Origin of the sequence: Microbacterium proteolyticum (assembly GCF_029639405.1) — a bacterium.
GTDB lineage: Bacteria > Actinomycetota > Actinomycetes > Actinomycetales > Microbacteriaceae > Microbacterium.
In genome coordinates this window covers 2,554,100-2,572,084 of the sequence record NZ_CP121274.1, presented here as the reverse complement: position 1 = coordinate 2,572,084, position 17,985 = coordinate 2,554,100, and the positions used below count along the sequence as shown (strand labels likewise).

At 72.4% G+C, this 17,985-nt stretch carries 17 protein-coding genes; 7 read left to right on the top strand and 10 right to left on the bottom strand.

All coding sequences use genetic code 11. From position 1 onward, the window contains the following. The first annotated feature begins 39 nt into the window (after window positions 1–39). Together P8R59_RS12915 and lpdA are read left to right on the top strand one after the other, a co-directional pair. A complete protein-coding gene (locus P8R59_RS12915; protein WP_278101401.1) occupies window positions 40–681 on the top strand; it encodes a copper resistance CopC family protein in 642 nt (213 codons plus the stop codon). Window positions 682–690: 9 nt separating this feature from the next. Further along, a complete protein-coding gene (gene lpdA / locus P8R59_RS12910) occupies window positions 691–2,088 on the top strand; it encodes a dihydrolipoyl dehydrogenase (protein ID WP_278101400.1) in 1,398 nt (465 codons plus the stop codon). 60 nt (window positions 2,089–2,148) lie between these two features. On the opposite strand, the gene P8R59_RS12905 is transcribed toward lpdA, so the two are convergent. After that, window positions 2,149–2,790, bottom strand: a complete 642-nt coding sequence (locus P8R59_RS12905; protein ID WP_278101399.1) for a CYTH domain-containing protein — start codon at window positions 2,788–2,790, stop codon at window positions 2,149–2,151. Beyond that, window positions 2,787–3,014, bottom strand: coding sequence for a response regulator (locus P8R59_RS12900; RefSeq protein WP_077052528.1), 228 nt, complete (start codon window positions 3,012–3,014; stop codon window positions 2,787–2,789). The genes P8R59_RS12905 and P8R59_RS12900 overlap by 4 nt, the downstream gene beginning before the upstream one ends. A 68-nt stretch (window positions 3,015–3,082) precedes the next feature. Between P8R59_RS12900 and P8R59_RS12895 the strand changes: the two genes are divergently transcribed. After that, window positions 3,083–3,838: a glutamine amidotransferase gene (locus P8R59_RS12895; RefSeq protein ID WP_278101398.1), complete on the top strand. Its 756-nt coding sequence runs from the start codon at window positions 3,083–3,085 to the stop codon at window positions 3,836–3,838. A 51-nt stretch (window positions 3,839–3,889) separates the two neighbouring features. Here the strand turns inward: P8R59_RS12895 and P8R59_RS12890 are convergent, their stop codons facing one another. The 5 genes from P8R59_RS12890 to P8R59_RS12870 all read right to left on the bottom strand — a co-directional run bounded on the left by P8R59_RS12890 (window position 3,890) and on the right by P8R59_RS12870 (window position 7,137). Further along, window positions 3,890–4,597, bottom strand: coding sequence for an NAD(P)H-hydrate epimerase (locus P8R59_RS12890; protein WP_278101397.1), 708 nt, complete (start codon window positions 4,595–4,597; stop codon window positions 3,890–3,892). A gap of 28 nt (window positions 4,598–4,625) precedes the next feature. Next, entirely contained in the window at window positions 4,626–5,648 is a 1,023-nt protein-coding gene (locus P8R59_RS12885) for a YhjD/YihY/BrkB family envelope integrity protein (protein WP_278101396.1), read from the bottom strand. Window positions 5,649–5,736: 88 nt separating this feature from the next. Next, window positions 5,737–6,189 (bottom strand): prepilin peptidase, encoded by a 453-nt coding sequence (locus tag P8R59_RS12880; protein WP_278101395.1) that lies wholly within the window; start codon window positions 6,187–6,189, stop codon window positions 5,737–5,739. Window positions 6,190–6,193: 4 nt separating this feature from the next. Then, window positions 6,194–6,490 (bottom strand): DUF1905 domain-containing protein, encoded by a 297-nt coding sequence (locus tag P8R59_RS12875; RefSeq protein WP_278101394.1) that lies wholly within the window; start codon window positions 6,488–6,490, stop codon window positions 6,194–6,196. A 77-nt stretch (window positions 6,491–6,567) separates the two neighbouring features. Further along, the gene (locus tag P8R59_RS12870) at window positions 6,568–7,137 is read right to left on the bottom strand and encodes a mismatch-specific DNA-glycosylase (protein WP_278101393.1); all 570 of its coding nucleotides are present in this window, start codon (window positions 7,135–7,137) and stop codon (window positions 6,568–6,570) included. A gap of 57 nt (window positions 7,138–7,194) precedes the next feature. Between P8R59_RS12870 and P8R59_RS12865 the strand changes: the two genes are divergently transcribed. After that, entirely contained in the window at window positions 7,195–7,992 is a 798-nt protein-coding gene (locus P8R59_RS12865; RefSeq protein WP_278101392.1) for an alpha/beta fold hydrolase, read from the top strand. A 27-nt stretch (window positions 7,993–8,019) separates the two neighbouring features. On the opposite strand, the gene P8R59_RS12860 is transcribed toward P8R59_RS12865, so the two are convergent. From P8R59_RS12860 to P8R59_RS12850, 3 genes are all read right to left on the bottom strand, one after another. Then, window positions 8,020–10,089 (bottom strand): ArnT family glycosyltransferase, encoded by a 2,070-nt coding sequence (locus P8R59_RS12860; RefSeq protein ID WP_278101391.1) that lies wholly within the window; start codon window positions 10,087–10,089, stop codon window positions 8,020–8,022. Window positions 10,090–10,169: 80 nt separating this feature from the next. Further along, window positions 10,170–11,882: a cellulase family glycosylhydrolase gene (locus P8R59_RS12855; protein ID WP_278101390.1), complete on the bottom strand. Its 1,713-nt coding sequence runs from the start codon at window positions 11,880–11,882 to the stop codon at window positions 10,170–10,172. 51 nt (window positions 11,883–11,933) lie between these two features. Beyond that, on the bottom strand, window positions 11,934–13,589 hold the full coding sequence (locus tag P8R59_RS12850) for a helix-turn-helix domain-containing protein (protein ID WP_278101389.1): 1,656 nt from the start codon (window positions 13,587–13,589) through the stop codon (window positions 11,934–11,936). A 98-nt stretch (window positions 13,590–13,687) separates the two neighbouring features. Here P8R59_RS12850 and P8R59_RS12845 point away from each other — a divergent pair, with 98 nt between their 5' ends. From P8R59_RS12845 to P8R59_RS12835, 3 genes are read left to right on the top strand one after another with little or no spacing between them, the layout of a single operon-like run. Then, a complete protein-coding gene (locus P8R59_RS12845; RefSeq protein ID WP_278101388.1) occupies window positions 13,688–15,175 on the top strand; it encodes a CoA-acylating methylmalonate-semialdehyde dehydrogenase in 1,488 nt (495 codons plus the stop codon). A gap of 26 nt (window positions 15,176–15,201) precedes the next feature. Continuing rightward, window positions 15,202–16,563, top strand: coding sequence for an aspartate aminotransferase family protein (locus tag P8R59_RS12840; protein WP_278101387.1), 1,362 nt, complete (start codon window positions 15,202–15,204; stop codon window positions 16,561–16,563). Between the two features lie 5 nt (window positions 16,564–16,568). Then, the gene (locus P8R59_RS12835; RefSeq protein WP_431606895.1) at window positions 16,569–17,984 is read left to right on the top strand and encodes an aminobutyraldehyde dehydrogenase; all 1,416 of its coding nucleotides are present in this window, start codon (window positions 16,569–16,571) and stop codon (window positions 17,982–17,984) included. The last annotated feature ends 1 nt before the right edge of the window (window position 17,985 follow it).

Genomic DNA, 17,985 nt, shown 5'->3' with positions numbered 1-17,985 from the left:
GTCAGGTCTCGCCCGGACGATCTCGCTAGGGTCGGGGGCGTGACCACGACCTCCGCGCCGCGTCGGCGCACTCTGCCCGCCGTCCTCGCCGCGGCCGCCGTCGCGCTCGCGGCGCTTCTCGTCCCGGCATCCCCGGCCTTCGCGCACGACGAACTGGTGTCCTCCGATCCGTCCGCGGACGCGGTGCTGGACGCCCTGCCGGCGCAGATCACCCTGAGCTACAGCGCCGACATCCTCGATTCCGAGGGCGCGACTGTGATCCAGGTGACGGATGCCGCCGGCACCTCTCTCACCGACGGGGCGCCGACGGTGTCGGGCACGGTCGTCACCCAGGGTCTGGCGGGAACGGCGTCCGGCGCCGTGACCGTCGTGTGGCGCGTCGTCTCCAGCGACGGCCACCCCATCGACGGGACCTTCTCGTTCACCGTGCCGGCCGCCCCGACCCCGACCCCGACGGCCACCCCCACCGCGACCCCGTCGGCGACGCCGACGCCCGAGCCCACGGTCACGGTGACGGCCACGAGCGCCCCGACCGAGAACGCCTCGGAGGCCTCTCCCCTGCCGTGGATCCTGCTGGCCGTGGCCCTCCTCGTCGTCGTGGGACTCGTGGTCTGGCTGTTCGTCGTCCGTGGCCGCCGAGGCTCCACGGGAAGCGGCTCCGCGGGGACCGCCGGACGATAGGCTGAGAGCATGCCTCATTACGATCTGGTCATTCTTGGTGCGGGTCCCGGCGGGTACGTCGCAGCCGTGCGCGGCGCGCAGCTGGGGCTGTCGGTCGCGGTCATCGAAGAGAAGTACTGGGGCGGTGTGTGCCTCAACGTCGGCTGCATCCCCTCCAAGGCGCTGCTGCGCAACGCCGACCTCGCCCACACGTTCCACGCGAAGGCCGACCTGTTCGGCATCTCCGGCGACGTGCACTTCGACTTCGGCAAGGCCTTCGACCGCTCGCGCTCGGTCGCGGCCGGCCACGTCAAGGGCATCCACTACCTGATGAAGAAGAACAAGGTCACCGAATACGAGGGCCGCGGACACTTCGTCGACGCGCACACGCTGGATGTGACCAAGGCGGACGGCTCGAAGGAGCAGGTCACCTTCGACAACGTCATCATCGGCACCGGCTCCACGGTGCGCCTCCTCCCCGGTGTGACCCTCTCCGAGAACGTCGTGACCTACGAGGAGCAGATCCTCACCCGCGACCTCCCCGGCTCGATCGTCATCGTCGGCGCCGGCGCGATCGGCATGGAGTTCGCGTACGTCCTGACGAACTACGGCGTGAAGGTCACGATCATCGAGTTCCTCGACCGTGCCCTCCCGAACGAGGACGCCGAGGTCTCCAAGGAGATCCAGAAGCAGTACAAGGGCTACGGCGTCGACATCCTCACCTCCACGAAGGTCGAGTCGGTCACCGACCACGGCGACAAGGTCACCGTCACGTACACCGGCAAGGACGGTGCGCAGGGCTCCATCGACACCGACCGCGTGCTCATGTCGATCGGCTTCGCCCCCAAGGTCGACGGGTTCGGTCTGGAGAACACGGGCGTGAAGCTCACCGAGCGCGGCGCGATCGACATCGACGACCACATGCGCACGAACGTCCCGCACATCTACGCGATCGGCGACGTCACCGCCAAGCTGCAGCTCGCGCACGTCGCCGAGGCGCAGGGCGTGGTCGCGGCCGAGACCATCGCGGGCGCCGAGACGCAGACCCTCGGGGACTACCGCAACATGCCCCGCGCCACCTTCTGCAACCCGCAGGTCGCCTCCTTCGGCCTCACGGAGCAGCAGGCCCGCGACGCCGGTCACGACATCAAGGTCGCGAAGTTCCCCTTCTCGGCCAACGGCAAGGCGAACGGCCTCGGCGAGCCCGTCGGCTTCGTCAAGCTCGTCGCCGACGCCGAGACGCTCGAACTCATCGGCGGCCACCTCATCGGCCCCGACGTGTCCGAGCTCCTGCCCGAGCTGACGCTGGCGCAGAAGTGGGACCTCACCGCCCTCGAGGCGGCCCGCAACGTCCACACGCACCCGACGCTCTCGGAGGGCCTGCAGGAGGCCTTCCACGGCCTCGTCGGCCACATGATCAACCTCTGATCCTCAGAACGACGAAAGCCCGCCCGGTTCGCCGGGCGGGCTTTCGTCGTTCTCGAGCGGTCAGTGGCCGAGTGCGCGGGCCAGCTTCGACCCGGATGCCGCGGGCCGGCCGCCGGCGGCGAAGACGGCGGCATCCACCGCCGTGAACAGCGCCGCGCGACCCGCCTGGTCTGCGGGACCGGCGGGGCCGAGCTCGACCTCCCACTCCCGCCAGGCGGACTCCACGCCGCGGCGTTCGTCCCGGGCGCGGACGCGGTCGTCGACGAACTCCGCGACGACCCCGCCCTCGGCGTCGAGCAGGGCGTAGGCGGTGCGGTGGTTGCGGACGCGGGCGAGCGGCAGGAACGGTCCTCGCGCCCACGCCGCCACGGCATCCTGGATCTCGTCGGGTACGACCGGATCGGCGTCGGGATCGCCGAGGTCGCCGAGCGGCCACTGCGTCTCGGAGCGACCGCCCTCGGCGGGGGCCTTGATGTGCCACCCCTCGTCGGGGCCGCCCTGCCGACGGCGCACGGCGACGCCGTTGCGCGCCAGGTCGGCTCCGGCGGTGTCGACGTACCGCGCGTCGAGGTCGCGCGGCTCGGCCTCACCCACGCGGGCGACGCCGGGAACCCCCGACCAGTCCGGGAGGGGCGTGTCGGTGTCGACGTCGTACTTCGACTCGATCTCGACCGACGACGAACCCGGCGCGCTCTTGCTCAATCGTCGCGTCCGTCGGCGTCCGGGTTGATGTCCTCGGTCTCTTCGACGTAGGCGAAGACGGCCTGCGTGGGTCCGTCGGAATCGCCGGTGTGCTCGAGGCCGCCGTCCCGGCGGTAGACGAGCTGCCCTTCGCTGTAGGGAAGGATCAGCGAGTCGTCGGACTCGTTCTCGAGCGGGATCACCTGCCCGTCGAGCGGGCCTCCGGTCAGTCGTGCAATAGCCATGGCCCCAGCGTAGACCGGCCCCTTCGCCGCGGCCCGCGCCTTGACACCCCTCCCCTAGACTCGCTCGGGTGACGAGCGCGGACCTCCCCGGCGACAAGCCCTTCGTGCTCCTCGCGACCCGCGCGCAGGACGTCCCCGCCGACGAGGAGTACGCGCTCTTCCTCCGTTTCACCGGCCTCCCGCCCGAGCGGTTGCGGCGCGTCCGGCTCGAGCGCGAGCCCCTGCCCGAGTTCGACCTCGACGACGTCGCGGGCATCCTGGTGGGCGGAAGCCCGTTCAACGCCTCCGACCCGTGGGACGAGAAGTCCGCGGTGCAGCGGCGGGTCGAAGCCGAGATGGCGGCGCTCGTCGACGAGGTCGTCGCCCGCGACGCGCCGTTCCTGGGCGCCTGCTACGGCGTCGGTACCCTCGGCACCCACCTGGGCGCGCCGATCGACGGCGTCCACTCGGAGCCGATCAGCGTCGTGGACGTGTCGCTGACCGAAGCCGGGCGCACCGATCCGCTCCTCGCCGGCCTCCCCCCGACCTTCCCCGCCTTCGTCGGACACAAGGAGGCGATCTCGGCCCTACCGGCCACGGCGACGCTCCTCGCCTCCTCCCCCACGTGCCCCGTCCAGATGTTCCGCGTCGGAGAGAACGTCTACGCCACGCAGTTCCACCCCGAGCTCGATCTGGACGGCATCGTCACGCGCATCCACGCGTACGCGTCGTACGGGTACTTCGCGGCGGACGAACTCGACCTCACCCTCGCCGCCGTCCGGCGCTCCCCGGTGACGGCCACCGGACGGATCCTCCGCACGTTCGTGGAGCGCTACGCGCGCTGAACGGCGCCCCGGCGGGAAGCGGCCGGCCCGACCGCCCCACGTCGCGCGGCGCTAGGCCCGCTCGGGCGAGGAGCGCCGCACGACCGGCACGGCCGCCGTGATCGCGGGGTGCACGCGCCGCAGCTGCGGCTCGAGTCCGAGGTCGACCAGCACGAGGCGGCCGGAGAGGCGGGGGCCGTACCCGCGGAGCAGACCCGCCTTGACCGCGCCGAACGTCACCGTGGTCTCGGCGGGGAGGACGGCGGCATCCGCTTCGCCCGAGTCGGGGTGGAGTCCGCTGGGGACGTCCACGGCCACGACCCGCACCCGCCCCGCGACCACCGCCGGCAGCAGGGCCTCGACGACCGCGCGCGCGGTGCCCCGCAGCCGCGGATCGGCGGAGGCCCCGATGCCGAGGATGCCGTCGAGCACCAGGACGTGGTCGGGATCGGACGCGCAGATCTCGGACGCGTCCCGCAGCCGAGCGCCCGCCGCGAGGGCCGTGTCGAGCGCCTCGCGATGCACGCGGTCCCGGGTGAGCACGACGTCGACGCGGGTGCCCGCGCGGGCGATATCCGCGGCGGCGAAGAGCGCGTCGCCGCCGTTGTCACCGGACCCGGCCAGGACGAGGACCGGGCCGGGTGTGCGGGCGAGTTCGTCGGCGACGACGGCGGCCAGGGCCCGCGCCGCCTCGCGCATGAGCGGGCGTCCGGCGGCGAGGAGAGGCGCCTCCGCCGCGCGGATCGCATCGGCGGTGTACGCGACGGTGCGCTCGGTCATGTGGCCACCCTAGACGCGTCCGGCCCGATCACCCGCGAGCGGTACTCTTCGCGATCGTCTCCCGCTCCTTCGCGTCCGCCTCGCGGGCGGCATCCAGTTCGCCGACGGCCGCCTGCACGGCCCGCTCGGCGCGTTGGACGCGGAACTGCACGAGCGTCGTCGCGGCATACTTCGCGCGCACCCGGTCCTCGTCCTCTTCGTGCCCCACGGTCACGTACGCGCCGGCCAGCAGGATCACCTGGCTGGAGAGGTTCAGCCACAGCAGCAGTGCGATGAGGGCCGCGAAGGTCACCAGGAGCGGATTGCTGCCGGCGCCTCCGACGAAGAGTCCCGACAGCTGCTGCAGCGCGACGAGCCCGATGCCGCCGAGCAGCGCGCCGCGGAGCAGCGTCGCACGCCGCACCCGAAGGCCCGACAGCACAGCGAACGCCACCGCGACGACCGCCGTGTCGAGGGCGAGCACGACCACGGTGGAGATGAGCCAGGTCAGGATGCCGGAGATCCACGAGTCCGCCGAGATGCCGAGCCAGTCGCGCACCACCGTGAGGCCCGCGGTGGCGAGGAACGTCACGGCCGCGGCCGCGGCGAGCGCCACGCCGATCCCGATCGCGAGTGCGAGGTTGCGCAGCAGCACCCAGACGATCAGCGTGTCCTCGGTGGTGACGTCGGCGATCTGCCGCAGGGCCGAGCGGAGCGACCCGACGGCGCCGATGGCCGCGCCGAGCAGACCGATGGATCCGAGGATCCCGGCGACCGTGAAGCCGGCGGGGGCCTCGATCTTGTCGACGTCGATGAGACCGCCGGGGCCGACGAGGCCGGGAATGACACTGTCGACCGACCGCACCAGGGCGGCGAGGCCGTCGGGATTGCCCGCGAGCCACAGAGCCGCGAACGAGAATCCGATGAACACGCCGGCGAACACGCTGAAGAGGGTGCGGTAGGTCACGCTGTCGGCGAGCATCGGTCCGCGCCGCCCCGAGTAGACGAGGTAGGCGCGGACGAGACGCCGCTGCAGCGCCCACGCGGTGACACGACGAAGGAGGTCAGCCATCTCCCCAGGCTATGCGGGCTCCGCGGATTCGCGGTGCGGGGTTGACCGGGGGTCGAGGATCGCGGAAAGGCAGGGGCCGGGCACGGGCTCAGGTCACCTCGCCCAGCAGCACCCACCACGTCCCGAGCAGCAGCGGCGGACCGAACGCGATCTCGGCGCGCCGTGCGCCGGCGAGCAGTGCGCCCGCGGCGGCGGCTCCCCCGCACGCGAACCCGAGCACGAGCCCCGCCCCGACGGCCTCCGCGCCGAACCAGCCGAGGTGCGCGCCGACGAGCGCCGCCAGTGTCGCGTCTCCGCCGCCGAAGTCGCCGGGCCGGGCGAGATGGAGCGCGAGGCCGAGGAGGAACGCGGATGCCGCTCCGCCCCACACCCCCGGCGCGCGGTCGGCCTCGCCGGCGACGAACGCCGCCGACGTCAGCAGCGTCAGACCGAGCGCGAGGCCGGGCAGGACGAGCGCATGGGGCAGTCGATGACGACGGACGTCGACGACCGCGAGAGCGACGGAGATCGCCGCGAAGACCGCGAGAGCGACCCCGAGCACGGGGTCACGCGTCGAGGACGGACAGCCGGACCAGGACGATCGCGTCGGGCTCGATGCCCTCGCGGTCGCGGACCGCGCGCTTGAGCGGCAGGACGTACGCGCCGTCGGACTGCGGGAACACCGAGGTCCGCCAGGTCGACGTGCCGATGGTGGCCTCGACCCGGACGCCGCCGAATCCGCGCCGGTACGTCTGGGTCTCGCGCACGGCCTCGCTGAGGTCGAGCGGCAGCGCGGCGAAGTACCAGTCGCTGTCGAGCCGCGCCGCCCACCGGAAGACTTCTCCCTCGAACTCCACGATCATGCGCGTCTCCTTCCGCCGCCGTCACCCTACCCGCGGGCCCGGACACGTCGCCGGCGTTCTCCCCTGGGGAGGAACCGTCACGCGGGGAGGATGCCCGCGGCCCGCGCGGGCGCCGCGTACGCCCGCGCCAGGGACGCGACGGTGTCGTGGGCGTTCAGCCCGCTGGGGTTGGGCAGCACCCACGTCGGCACTCCCCCGATGCTCTCGTCCTGCCGGCCGGCGACGGCCGCGGCGCGGTCGAAGCCCTGGCGGTAGGCGGTGAGCCCGACGACCGCGACCGCGCGCGGCGAGAGCGCCGCCACGCGCGCCTCCAGCGCCTTTGCTCCCGCACGGAGTTCGTCACGGTCGAGCTCGTCGGCGCGCGCCGTCGCCCGGGCCACGAGATTGCTCACGCCCACGCCCGCCGCGAAGATCATCGCGCGGTCGGCGGCATCCAGGGGGCCGGTGTAGGCGGGCAGACGCGGCAGGATCCCCGCCTCGACCAGCGCGGGCCAGAACCGGTTGCCGGGGCGGGAGAACGGCGTCCCGGTCGCCGCCGTCCACAGGCCCGGATTGATCCCGACGAACAGCAGCCGCAGTCCCGGCCCCGTGAGGTCGGGGATCGTGGCATCCCGGAACGACTCCAACTCGGCGCGCGAATACCCCATGCGACCACTATGACCACATTCGGGCGAGGGACGCCCCGCTGTGCCAGGATCGGCGGAATGGATGCCGTGCCCGCGCTCACCGAGGTCCCCCCCGCGCAGTTCGTGATCGTGGGCGACAACATCCGCCTCGCGACGTACTCGTGGGGCGACCACGACGCGCCGCCGGTGCTGTGCGTCCACGGCTTCGGGTCGTCGACGCGGGACAACTGGGTCAACACCGGCTGGGTGCGCGACCTCCTCCGGGCGGGATTCCGGGTGCTCGCGGTCGATCAGCGCGGCCACGGTCTGAGCGAGAAGCCCCACGACGCCGCGTCGTACCGGATGGACGCGCTCGTCGCCGACCTCGTCGCGGTGCTGGACACCTACCTCGTCGACCAGGTGCGCTACCTCGGGTACTCCCTCGGCGGCCGCGTGGGCTGGCAGCTCGCGGTTGATGCCCCCGAGCACGTCGAGCGGGCGGTGCTCGGCGGCATCCCCGACGGTCGTCCCCTCGCGCGACTCCAGGTCGACCAGGCGCGGGCCTTCCTCGATCACGGCGAGCCGGTTCAGGATGCCACCACCCAGCGCTACATGTCGCTCGCCGAGCGCGTGCCCGGCAACGACCTGCGCGCCCTCGTCGCCATCGCGGAGGGCATGCGGCTCGGGCAGACCGATCCGGACCCCGCGTCGCCCCCGCCGCAGCCGGTGCTCATCGCCACCGGCACCGAGGATCCGATCCACGACCAGTCCGCGCGCCTGGCGGGTCTCCTCCCGCAGGGCGAGTTCGTCGACATCCCCGGCCGGCACCACGTCAACGCCCCCGGCGCCCGCACGTTCCGTGAGGCGGGCGTGGCGTTCCTCTCCCGCGACCTCTGAGCGGCCGCCGCTCCACTTCGGCCGCCGCTACGCTCCGGAGCCGCCCGCGACCGTTCCGCAGACGTACACGGTGCTCGGGGCGTCGGCCGCCGTCGTGCAGTTCTGCTCCACCCACGAGCGGATCTGAGCCGACACGGTACCGGTCGACGAGTCGCCCGCACCGACCGACGCTCCCCCGGGGCCGCCCACACGATCCTGTCCGGCGATGACGTAGCGCAGCTGCCCGCTCTCGACCAGCGAGATGAACCGGTCGAGGGTCGGCGCGGCATCCGTTCCGTTGAATCCGCCGATCGGGAGCACGGCCTCGCCGTCCGAGGCGACGATGAGCTGCGCGGCGCTCTGCGCGCCGAAGGTGGCCGCGAGGTACGTCGCGCCGCCGCGATTCTGCTCGAGCCATGACAGCAGCGCGGTCTGATCGCCGCCGAAGCCGCCCGCCCCGGCCGTGAACCCGCCGGTCCCGCCCGGCGCGCCGCCGGTCGCGCCCTGGCCGCCCGTCGTCCCGGATCCGGAGCGAGCGCCGCGACCGTCCCGCGTCCCGTCCTGTGCTCCCGCGCCGCCGTTGGGCGCGGCCATCCCGCCCGCTCCCCCGGCCCCCGGGGCGCCGCCCGGGGCGCCGGCGAACCCGCCCGCGCCACCCGTCTGCGCGCCGCCGGCAGTTCCGCCCCGGCCACCGAACCCGGATGCCATCTCCGACACCCCTCCGGCCACCGGGTTGATCGAGTTGGGGTGCGCGATCGTCACGGCCGACCACACCGCCGGGGTCAGGAGCAGCCCGACGACCATCGCGGCGGTCGTCACCATCCGCGCGCGATGGCGCGAGAGCAGCAGCACGATGGCGACGACCCCGATGAGAGCCTGCACGATCGCGACGGGGATGCTGTACCCGCCGACCGAGAACGCGATGCCCACCGCAGTGACCGCCGCGGACGCGAGAATCGCCACCGCGGGCCAGGCTTTTCCTGCGCGGGCGCTCCACGCGAGCGCGGTCGCCACCGCGAGAGCGAGGGGGACGGCGAGGGCGGACGTATAGAACTGGTGCATGCCCGCGACGACGGAGAACATCGCGCCGAACGTGGCGAGCCACACCGTGAGAAGGAGGGCGAGCGGACGGGGGAAGCGGAGGAGCCACAGCACCACCAGCGCCACGATCGCCGCGGGGATCAGCCACGCGATCTGACCGGCCAGCTGCGCGTTGAACAGGCGGAACACCCCGGGATCCCCCGAGAACGGCGGGGTGAACGACTCGTAGGCGGAACTGTCGCTCGTGGCGCCGAAACGCCCCAGCCCGTTGTATCCGAAGACCATCTCCCACGGGTCGTCGCCGAGCGTGCTGCCGATGTACGGGCGGCTGCCCGCGGGGATCAGCGCCACGATCGCCACCCACCACAGCGACGCGACCACGCTGACGGCGCCCGCGACGAGGAGGTGCCCGATGCGACGCGCCCACGACTGCGCGGTGGCGAGGTAGGCGGCGGCCAGCGCCGGCCACACCGCCCACGCCTCCAGCATGTAGAACTGGAACGACAGACCGATCGCCGCGCCGGCCACGACGAGCCAGCCGAAACTGCGCTGCTGGATCGCGCGGATGGCCGCCCATGCCGTGATCGACAGTCCCAGGACGAAGAACGACTCGGGCTGGTTCGACCGCGAGACCGCCACGAAGATCGGGGTGACCGCCACGATCGCCCCCGCCAGCAGCCCCGCGCGCACCCCGGCCAGACGTCGGGCCGCGACGGCGGTGATCAGCGCCGCGCCGACGGCGGCGAGGGCATTGGGGAGGATCACCGCCCACGTCGAGTACCCGAAGACCCGGACGAAGAGCGCCGGCACCCAGAACGAGCCCGGGATCTTGTCGAGCGTGACCGTGCCGGAGGGGTCCATGGCGCCGAAGAAGAAGTTCGACCACGACTGGCTCATCGACAGGGCGATCGAGGCGTAGTACGCGGACGGCGCGCCGTCCCACACCTGCCACGCGGTGAGGACCAGCGCCACGAGGCCGACCGCCGCGAGCCCCCACGGCCACGCGCGGCCACGCGGACGAGACGTCGCGGCGGGCCGAGCGAGCGGGGTCTGCGGAATGCTCAGGGTGGCGGTCACCGCCGCATCGTAGGCACCGCACTCCTAACGGCCGCCCTGGGCGACCTATGGGCGAGATATGGATGCCGCCCGCGCGGCGATCAGTTCGCGGAGACGCTCAGCGGCGGAGCGGCCGGAGCCGCGGTCGCGGCCATCTGCAGCCCCACCCGGACCGTCTGCCCCGACGCGAGGGATCCCGCCCATCCCTCGCCCCGACACGTGACCGTCGAGGAGCGGAGGAGGCACGTCATGCCCCACGTGTTCGTCACGGCGGTGGCGCCGGGAGACTCCCACGACACCGTCCACCCGGCCACGGGCGTCGCCGCGGTCACCGTCAGTTCGCTGACGTACCCCTCGCCCCACGCGCTCTGGGGGATCCAGGTCGCCGTGACCGCGGCCGACGCGGTGCTCGCGGTCGGCTTCGGCGTCGCGGTGGGTTTCGGCGTCGCGGTGGCCGTCGGTTTCGGCGTCGCGGTCGCCGTGGGTTTGGGCGTCGCGGTGGCCGTCGGTTTCGGCGTCGCGGGCGCCGTGGGCTTCGGCGTCGCGGTCGCCGTGGGTTTGGGCGTCGCGGTGGCCGTCGGTTTCGGCGTCGCGGTCGCGGTGGGTTTCGGCGTCGCCGTGGCCGACGGTTTCGGCGTCGCGGTCGGAGTCGGCTGCGGCACGGGCGTGAGGATGGGCCTCAGCGCGGCGAGCTTCGCGGTCTGCGGGGTACGCCAGTCGTCGGCGACCAGGCCGCCGGTGTCGCCGCTGTTGGGGTTGAACGACCAGTATGCGTAGCTGATCTTCCGCTGCGCGAGGTAGTCGACGAGCGCGGTCAGCCACGCCTTGTCGCTCGCGGTCTCGAGCTTGGTGCCGAACTCGCCGAGAAGGACGGGCGCGATGTTCTCCTTCGCGAGGTACCCCCAGTTGGCATCCCACAGCGCCGGCAGGTTCGCGGGGTACCCGGGGGCGGTGAACCACTTCTGCGCGTACACCGAGGCCGGGTAGTCGTGGGGCGAGTAGACGACGCGGTTCTTCACCGACAGCGTGACCGGGGCGGAGCGGACATCCTTCAGACCGCCGCCCCACCAGGTGCTGGTGCCATCGTTCTGCCGCTCCACGCCCTCGACGATGATGAGCAGCCGGGGGTTCACCGCGAGCACGGCGTTGCCCGCGCGCGTCGCCGCGGCTCGCCAGTCGCGGGCGGGATCACCGCAGTTCCAGCACGCGGGGCCGTGGGGCTCGTTGTGCAGATCGACGCCGATGACGGTGGAGTCGCCCTTGTACCGCGCGGCGAGCATCGTCCAGTCGTCGATCCACCGCTTCTCCGAGTACTGCGCGGTGTACCAGAGCTCGCTCTGCGCCCCCGAGTCCGGGCGGTGACGGTCGAGGATCACCGAGAGCCCGTGGGCCTTGGCTCGGGCGATCACGGTGTCCAGGAGTCGCAGCGGCGTGAGACCGGCGAGCCCGGGGTTGGCGTTGGCGTTGATGGAGTTGGTCTGCTTCGCCGCGAGGCACTCGTTCGAGAACGGCAGGCGCAGGGTGGTGAACCCCATCGCGGCGATGCTCGTCAGCCCCTCGTCGAGCGAGATCGACCACAGACCGTGCGGCGCGCAGTTCGAGGTCTCCATGCCGAACCAGGCGACGGCCTTGATCGTGTACGGGGCGCCGGTCGAGGTGACGATCGTCGACCCGCTGGTCGACAGCCACCCCGGCAGCGTCGCCGCCGATGCGGCGGGCGCCGTGATCGCCCCCGCGATCAGAAGTCCCGCGGCCGCGGCGAACGCGGCCACCCGCATCCGCGCACGACGCAGACGCGTCGACCACTCCCTCATTCCCACTCCCCCGCCCGTTCCGGTCATCGTAGCGGGCGACTCGGGCGGCCGTCAGCGCGTTGCGGGGCCGTCCGGCGAGCGATGTGCGCGATGCACCACGAGAGCGAGGTGCAGCGCTGCCAGCACCTCGCCGTCGTCCAGATCCACGCCCAGCACGCGCTCGGCGAGATCGAGCCGCTGGTAGAACACCGACCTCGACACGTGCGCCGCGGCGGCCGCCGCCGTGCGGTTGCCCGGGTGGGCGACGATCGCCCCCAGCGCCGCGAGCAGATCGCGTCGACGGGCGGGTGGGGCGGCGAGGACGGGTGCCAGCAGGTCCTCGCTGTGTTCGAGGAGCCGGTGGTCGCCCCGCAGCGACGACACGAAGCGGAGGAGCGGATGCCGCACGACCCAGTGCACCGCCCCCTCGGGCAGGTCGCCCACGTCGGCGAGATCGAGCGCCTGCTCGAGCGAGTCCAGCAGCCGGGGCACCGCGGCAGCGCCCGCGCCGCCGTCGACGCGCGGACCGACGGCGAGGCGGGGATCCCGCTCCTCACCGCGCAGGCGCGCCCGGAAGCGTTCGGCCGCCCCGCCCGCGAAGGTCGTGGGAGCGGGCACGGCGAGGAGGACCGGCATCCATCCCTCCGCGCGCTCGCCCGCCCCGCGCGGGGTGCCGCACAGGGCGCGTCCGCCGAGCTCGATCGCCGCCGCCTCCACGTCGGCGGCGGTCGCGCCGTCGGCCGCGAGACCGAAGAGCGCCGCCCCGGGCAGATCGAGGCGCGCCGCACCGAGGAGCGCCGTCACCTCGTCGGCCGAGCCGTACCGGCCGCCCAGCAGCGCATCCATGAGCCGGCGACGGCCAAGGCGCGCCCAGTCCTCTCCTTCGGGGTCGGCCAGGCGCCCGAGGGCGAGGGCCGTGGCTCCCTGTTCGAGCACCGCCCGTCGTCCGGCGGGATGCCCGGGACCGGCGAGCGCCACCAGCGTCGCCCAGCGGATACCGCGCGCCTCCACCGGCACGACGGACCGGCCGTCGTCGCCGTCGTCGCCGAACCGACGCGACCGCTCCTGCCAGTCGTGGAGCACAGCGGGGTCGGCATCCGCGAGTTCGGCCACGATCACTTCGTGCGCGAGCGACTCCAGCACGACGGGAGCGCGGAGCGTGTGGGCGAGGCGTTCCACGACGTAGTCGGCGGGCGCGCCGCGCAGTGCGAGCGAGGTGAAGAGCGTCCGCACCTCGTCGCGCGCCCGCAGCGCCGCCGTCTGGTCGTCGATGATCCGCCGGTGCACCTCTTCGGTGACGCTGACGAACTTGATCTCGCGGTGCAGCGCGATCAGCGGGAGTCCCGCGCCGGCGGCCGCCTCGACCACCACGGCGGGGAGGTAGCGGTAGTGGGCGCCCAGCTCGATGACGATCCCGACGAGCCCCGCGCGCACGAACTCGTACACGAGGGCGCGGAGGTCCACGGGTTCCGAGGGCCAGGCGGACGCGGTCGTCAGCAGCAGTTCCCCGCCCTCCAGCAGGCGCGCGACTCCGGGACTGTCGGACACGTGCACCCACCGCACGGGCACCGACAGGGCGGCTCCGCCGACCAGCACCTCGGGGGCTCCGACGGCGAGCGCGGGCGAGTCGAGAACCTCGGCGAGTGTGGGGAGCCCCCGGTCGACGGTCACCTCGACGGCATCCGGACGATCTGTCCGGGAGCGCTCGTCTTCGCGACGATCAGCCATGGGCGCATTCCCCTCTTCGTGGCGCAGAATCGGCAGTGAACACCCTACGGCGCTCCCGGTCGATCTGTCCGGATGGCCGATGACACAGGAGGATCCGCATGACCGTCATCCACCACCACATCAACGGCGAAGCCCGCGGTGCCGCGGAGCGGACGGGCGACGTGTTCGACCCCGCCACCGGTCGCGTCCAGGCGCAGGTCGCGTTCGCCTCCACGGCCGAGGTCGACGAGGCGATCGCCGTCGCCAAGGCCGCCCTCCCCGCGTGGCGGGCGACGAGCCTCATCAAGCGCGCCGACGTGTTCTTCCGCCTGCGCCACCTGCTCGTCGAGCGCACCGACGAGCTCGCCGCCATCATCACGGCCGAGCACGGCAAGGTGCTCTCGGATGCCAAGGGCGAGATCAGCCGCGGCATCGAGAACGTCGAGTTCGCCGCCGGCCTCGTGCACCTCCTCAAGGGTGAGCACGCCGAACAGGTCAGCCGCGGCGTCGACGTGCACTCCGTCAAGCAGCCGGTCGGCGTGGTCGCGGCGATCACGCCGTTCAACTTCCCCGTCATGGTGCCGCTGTGGATGACCGCCTCGGCGATCGCGTGCGGCAACACCGTCGTGCTGAAGCCGAGCGAGAAGGACCCGTCGGCGTCGCTCTTCCTCGCGAAGCTGTTCGAGGAGGCCGGGCTCCCCGCCGGTGTGCTGAACGTCGTGCACGGTGACAAGGTCGCGGTCGACGCCCTGCTCGACTCCCCCGACGTCCGCGCGGTGAGCTTCGTCGGCTCGACGCCGATCGCGAAGTCCATCTACTCGCGTGCCGCCGAGAACGGCAAGCGCGTGCAGGCCCTCGGCGGCGCCAAGAACCACATGGTGGTCCTGCCCGACGCCGACCTCGACTCCGCCGCCGACGCCGCCGTCTCGGCCGCGTACGGCTCCGCCGGCGAGCGCTGCATGGCCGTGTCGGTGCTGGTGGCGGTGGGCGACGACGTCGCCGACGCGCTGGTAGAGAAGGTGGCATCCCGCATCGAGGGCCTGAAGATCGGCCCGGGCACGGATGCCGCGAGCGAGATGGGTCCGCTCATCACGCGCGAGCACCGCGACAAGGTCGCCTCCTACGTCACGGGAGCCGCAGCCGAAGGTGCCGAGGTCGTCGTCGACGGCACGACGCAGCAGTTCGAGGGCGACGGCTTCTTCGTCGGCGTCTCGCTCGTGGACCGCGTCGCCCCCGGCATGAAGGTGTACGACGACGAGATCTTCGGACCCGTGCTCTCGGTCGTCCGCGTGAAGACGTACGACGAGGCCGTGGAGCTGATCAACTCCAGCCCCTTCGCCAACGGCACGGCGGTGTTCACGCGCGACGGCGGCACCGCCCGCCAGTTCGAGTTCGACATCGAGGTCGGCATGGTCGGCGTGAACGTCCCGATCCCGGTCCCGGTCGGCGCGTTCTCGTTCGGCGGATGGCGCAACTCGCTCTTCGGCGACTCGCACATCTACGGCCCCGAATCGATCCACTTCTACACGCGCAGCAAGGTCGTCACGACCCGCTGGCCCGACCCGAGCGAGAGCCAGATCAGCCTCGGCTTCCCCAGCAACCACTGACCCGCGGCATCCGGAAAGGAACGATCATGACCCTCACCTCCCCCGACCTCGCCGCCGACGCGCAGGTCCGCGCGAACGACCGCGCCCACGTCTTCCACTCGTGGAGCGCCCAGGCGCTCATCGACCCGCTGCCGGTCGCCGGTGGCGAGGGCGCGACGTTCTGGGACTACGCCGGAAACAGCTACCTCGACTTCTCGTCGCAGCTGGTGAACCTGAACCTCGGGCACCAGCACCCCGACCTCGTCGAGGCCATCCAGCGCCAGGCCGGCGATCTCGCCACGATCCAGCCCGCGATGGCCAACGGCACGCGCGGCGAGCTCGCGCGGCTCATCGCCGAGGTCGCCCCCGAGGGCTTCTCGAAGGTGTTCTTCACCAACGGCGGAGCGGATGCCAACGAGAACGCGGTCCGCATGGCGCGCCTGGTCACGGGCAAGCGCAAGGTGCTCGCGATGTACCGCAGCTACCACGGCAACACCTCCACGGCCATCACGCTGACCGGCGACCCGCGGCGCTGGGCGAACGAGCCCGCCGACGCGTCGGTCGTGCACTTCTTCGGCCCGTACGCGTACCGCTCCGCGTTCCACTCGGCATCCGAGGAGGAGGAGACCGCCCGCGCGCTCGAGCACCTCGAGCAGACGATCATCCTGGAGGGCGCCTCGACCATCGGCGCCATCATCCTCGAGACGGTCGTCGGGACGAACGGCGTGCTCGTGCCGCCGCCGGGGTACCTCCCCGGTGTCCGTGCGCTGTGCGACAAGTACGGCATCGTCTACATCGCCGACGAGGTCATGGTCGGCTTCGGCCGCATCGGCGAGTGGTTCGCCGTCGACGCGTTCGACGTCACGCCCGACCTCATCACCTTCGCCAAGGGCGTGAACTCGGGCTACGTGCCGCTGGGCGGAGTGGTGATCTCGGATGCCATCGCGAGCCACTTCGACACCGTGACCTTCCCCGGCGGACTGACGTATTCGGGCCACCCGCTCGCGTGCGCCCCCGGCATCGCGACGTTCGAGGTGTTCCGCCGGGACGGGATCCTCGAGCGGGTGCGCGACCTCGGCGAACGCGTCGTCGAACCGCGCCTGCGCGAGATGGCCGAGAAGCACCCGTCGATCGGCGAGATCCGCGGTCGCGGCCTGTTCTGGGCAATCGAGCTCGTCCGTGACCGCGAGACCCGCGAACCGCTGGTGCCGTTCAACGCCGCGGGTCCTGCCGCCGCTCCGATGGCGGCCTTCGCCGCGGCGTGCAAGAAGGCCGGCCTGTGGCCGTTCACGCACTTCAACCGCGTGCACGTCGCCCCGCCGCTGGTGATCTCGGAGGAGGACCTCGTCCGCGGCCTCGACATCATCGACGCGGCCCTCTCCGTCGCCGACGAGGCGGCCGCGGCGTGAAGACGTTGACGAACCTGGTCGACGGCGTCTCCTCGCCGTCGACCGGGCGGCTCCTCGACCTCGTGAGTCCCGTCACCGGCGAGGTGTACGCCCAGGCCCCGTGCTCGACCGAGGAGGAGGTGGATGCCGCTTTCCAGGCGGCATCCCGAGCCTTCGCGTCGTGGCGGCTGACGACCCCGGCCGCGCGCCAGCTCGCGCTCTTCCGGCTCGCCGACGCCCTCGCCGACCACGCCGAGGAGTTCGCCGACCTGGAGTCCGAGGACACCGGGAAGCCTCGAGCGACTCTCGTGGCGGACGAGATCGATCAGTCGGTCGACCAGCTGCGCTTCTTCGCCGGCGCCGCGCGCGACCTCGACGGCCGCGCGGCCGCGGAGTACGCCGAGGGGTTCACGTCCTACGTGCGCCGCGAGCCCATCGGTGTCGTGGCGCAGGTGACGCCGTGGAACTACCCGCTGAACATGGCGATCTGGAAGATCGCCCCGGCGATCGCGGCGGGGAACACCGTCGTGCTGAAGCCCAGCGAGACGACGCCGCAGACCACCGTGCGGTTGGCCGAGCTCGCCGCGGAGATCCTCCCGGCGGGCGTGCTCAACGTCGTCCTCGGCGACCGCGAGACCGGGCGGGCGCTCGTGGAGCACCCCACCCCGCAGCTCGTCGCGATCACCGGGTCGGTCCGCGCGGGCATGCAGGTCGCCGAGTCGGCGGCGCGGCAGGTCAAGCGCGTGCACCTCGAGCTCGGTGGCAAGGCCCCCGCGATCGTCTTCCCGGACGCCGACCTGGATGCCGCGACGGCGGGGATCGCGCAGGCGGCGTTCTTCAACGCCGGGCAGGACTGCACGGCCGCGACCCGCGTGCTCGTGCACGCGTCGGTGCACGACGAGCTCGTCGCGCGCCTGGTCGCCTACGTCGGGGAGAGCGTGAAGGTCGGCGCACCGGACGACCCCGACGCGTTCTTCGGCCCCGTGAACAACCCCGATCAGCTGACGCGCGTGCAGGGATTCGTCGACCGTCTCCCGGCGCACGCGCGTGTGGCGACCGGCGGACACCGCGTGGGCGACACCGGCTTCTTCTTCGCTCCCACGATCGTGACGGGTCTCCGGCAGGACGACGAGCTCGTCCAGCAGGAGGTCTTCGGTCCGATCCTCGCGGTGCAGGCGTTCGATGAGGACGCCGAAGCGCTGCACATGGCCAACGACGTCCCCTACGCGCTCGCGGCATCCGTCTGGACCCGCGAACACGGCCGCGCGCTGCGCTTCAGCCGCGACCTGGACTTCGGGTGCGTGTGGATCAACGCCCACATCCCGTTCGTCTCAGACATGCCCCATGGCGGGTTCAAGCACTCGGGCTACGGCAAGGATCTCTCGGTCTACGGCTTCGAGGACTACACGCGCCTCAAGCACGTGATGTCGAGCCTCGCCTGAC

Coding starts and splice junctions, on each gene's coding strand:
- lpdA (WP_278101400.1), top strand. CDS start 691: ATGCCTCATTACGATCTGGTCATTCTTGGTGCGGGTCCCGGCGGGTAC.
- P8R59_RS12900 (WP_077052528.1), bottom strand. CDS start 3,014: ATGGCTATTGCACGACTGACCGGAGGCCCGCTCGACGGGCAGGTGATC.
- P8R59_RS12890 (WP_278101397.1), bottom strand. CDS start 4,597: ATGACCGAGCGCACCGTCGCGTACACCGCCGATGCGATCCGCGCGGCG.
- P8R59_RS12885 (WP_278101396.1), bottom strand. CDS start 5,648: ATGGCTGACCTCCTTCGTCGTGTCACCGCGTGGGCGCTGCAGCGGCGT.
- P8R59_RS12875 (WP_278101394.1), bottom strand. CDS start 6,490: ATGATCGTGGAGTTCGAGGGAGAAGTCTTCCGGTGGGCGGCGCGGCTC.
- P8R59_RS12870 (WP_278101393.1), bottom strand. CDS start 7,137: ATGGGGTATTCGCGCGCCGAGTTGGAGTCGTTCCGGGATGCCACGATC.
- P8R59_RS12865 (WP_278101392.1), top strand. CDS start 7,195: ATGGATGCCGTGCCCGCGCTCACCGAGGTCCCCCCCGCGCAGTTCGTG.
- P8R59_RS12855 (WP_278101390.1), bottom strand. CDS start 11,882: ATGAGGGAGTGGTCGACGCGTCTGCGTCGTGCGCGGATGCGGGTGGCC.
- P8R59_RS12850 (WP_278101389.1), bottom strand. CDS start 13,589: ATGGCTGATCGTCGCGAAGACGAGCGCTCCCGGACAGATCGTCCGGAT.
- P8R59_RS12845 (WP_278101388.1), top strand. CDS start 13,688: ATGACCGTCATCCACCACCACATCAACGGCGAAGCCCGCGGTGCCGCG.
- P8R59_RS12840 (WP_278101387.1), top strand. CDS start 15,202: ATGACCCTCACCTCCCCCGACCTCGCCGCCGACGCGCAGGTCCGCGCG.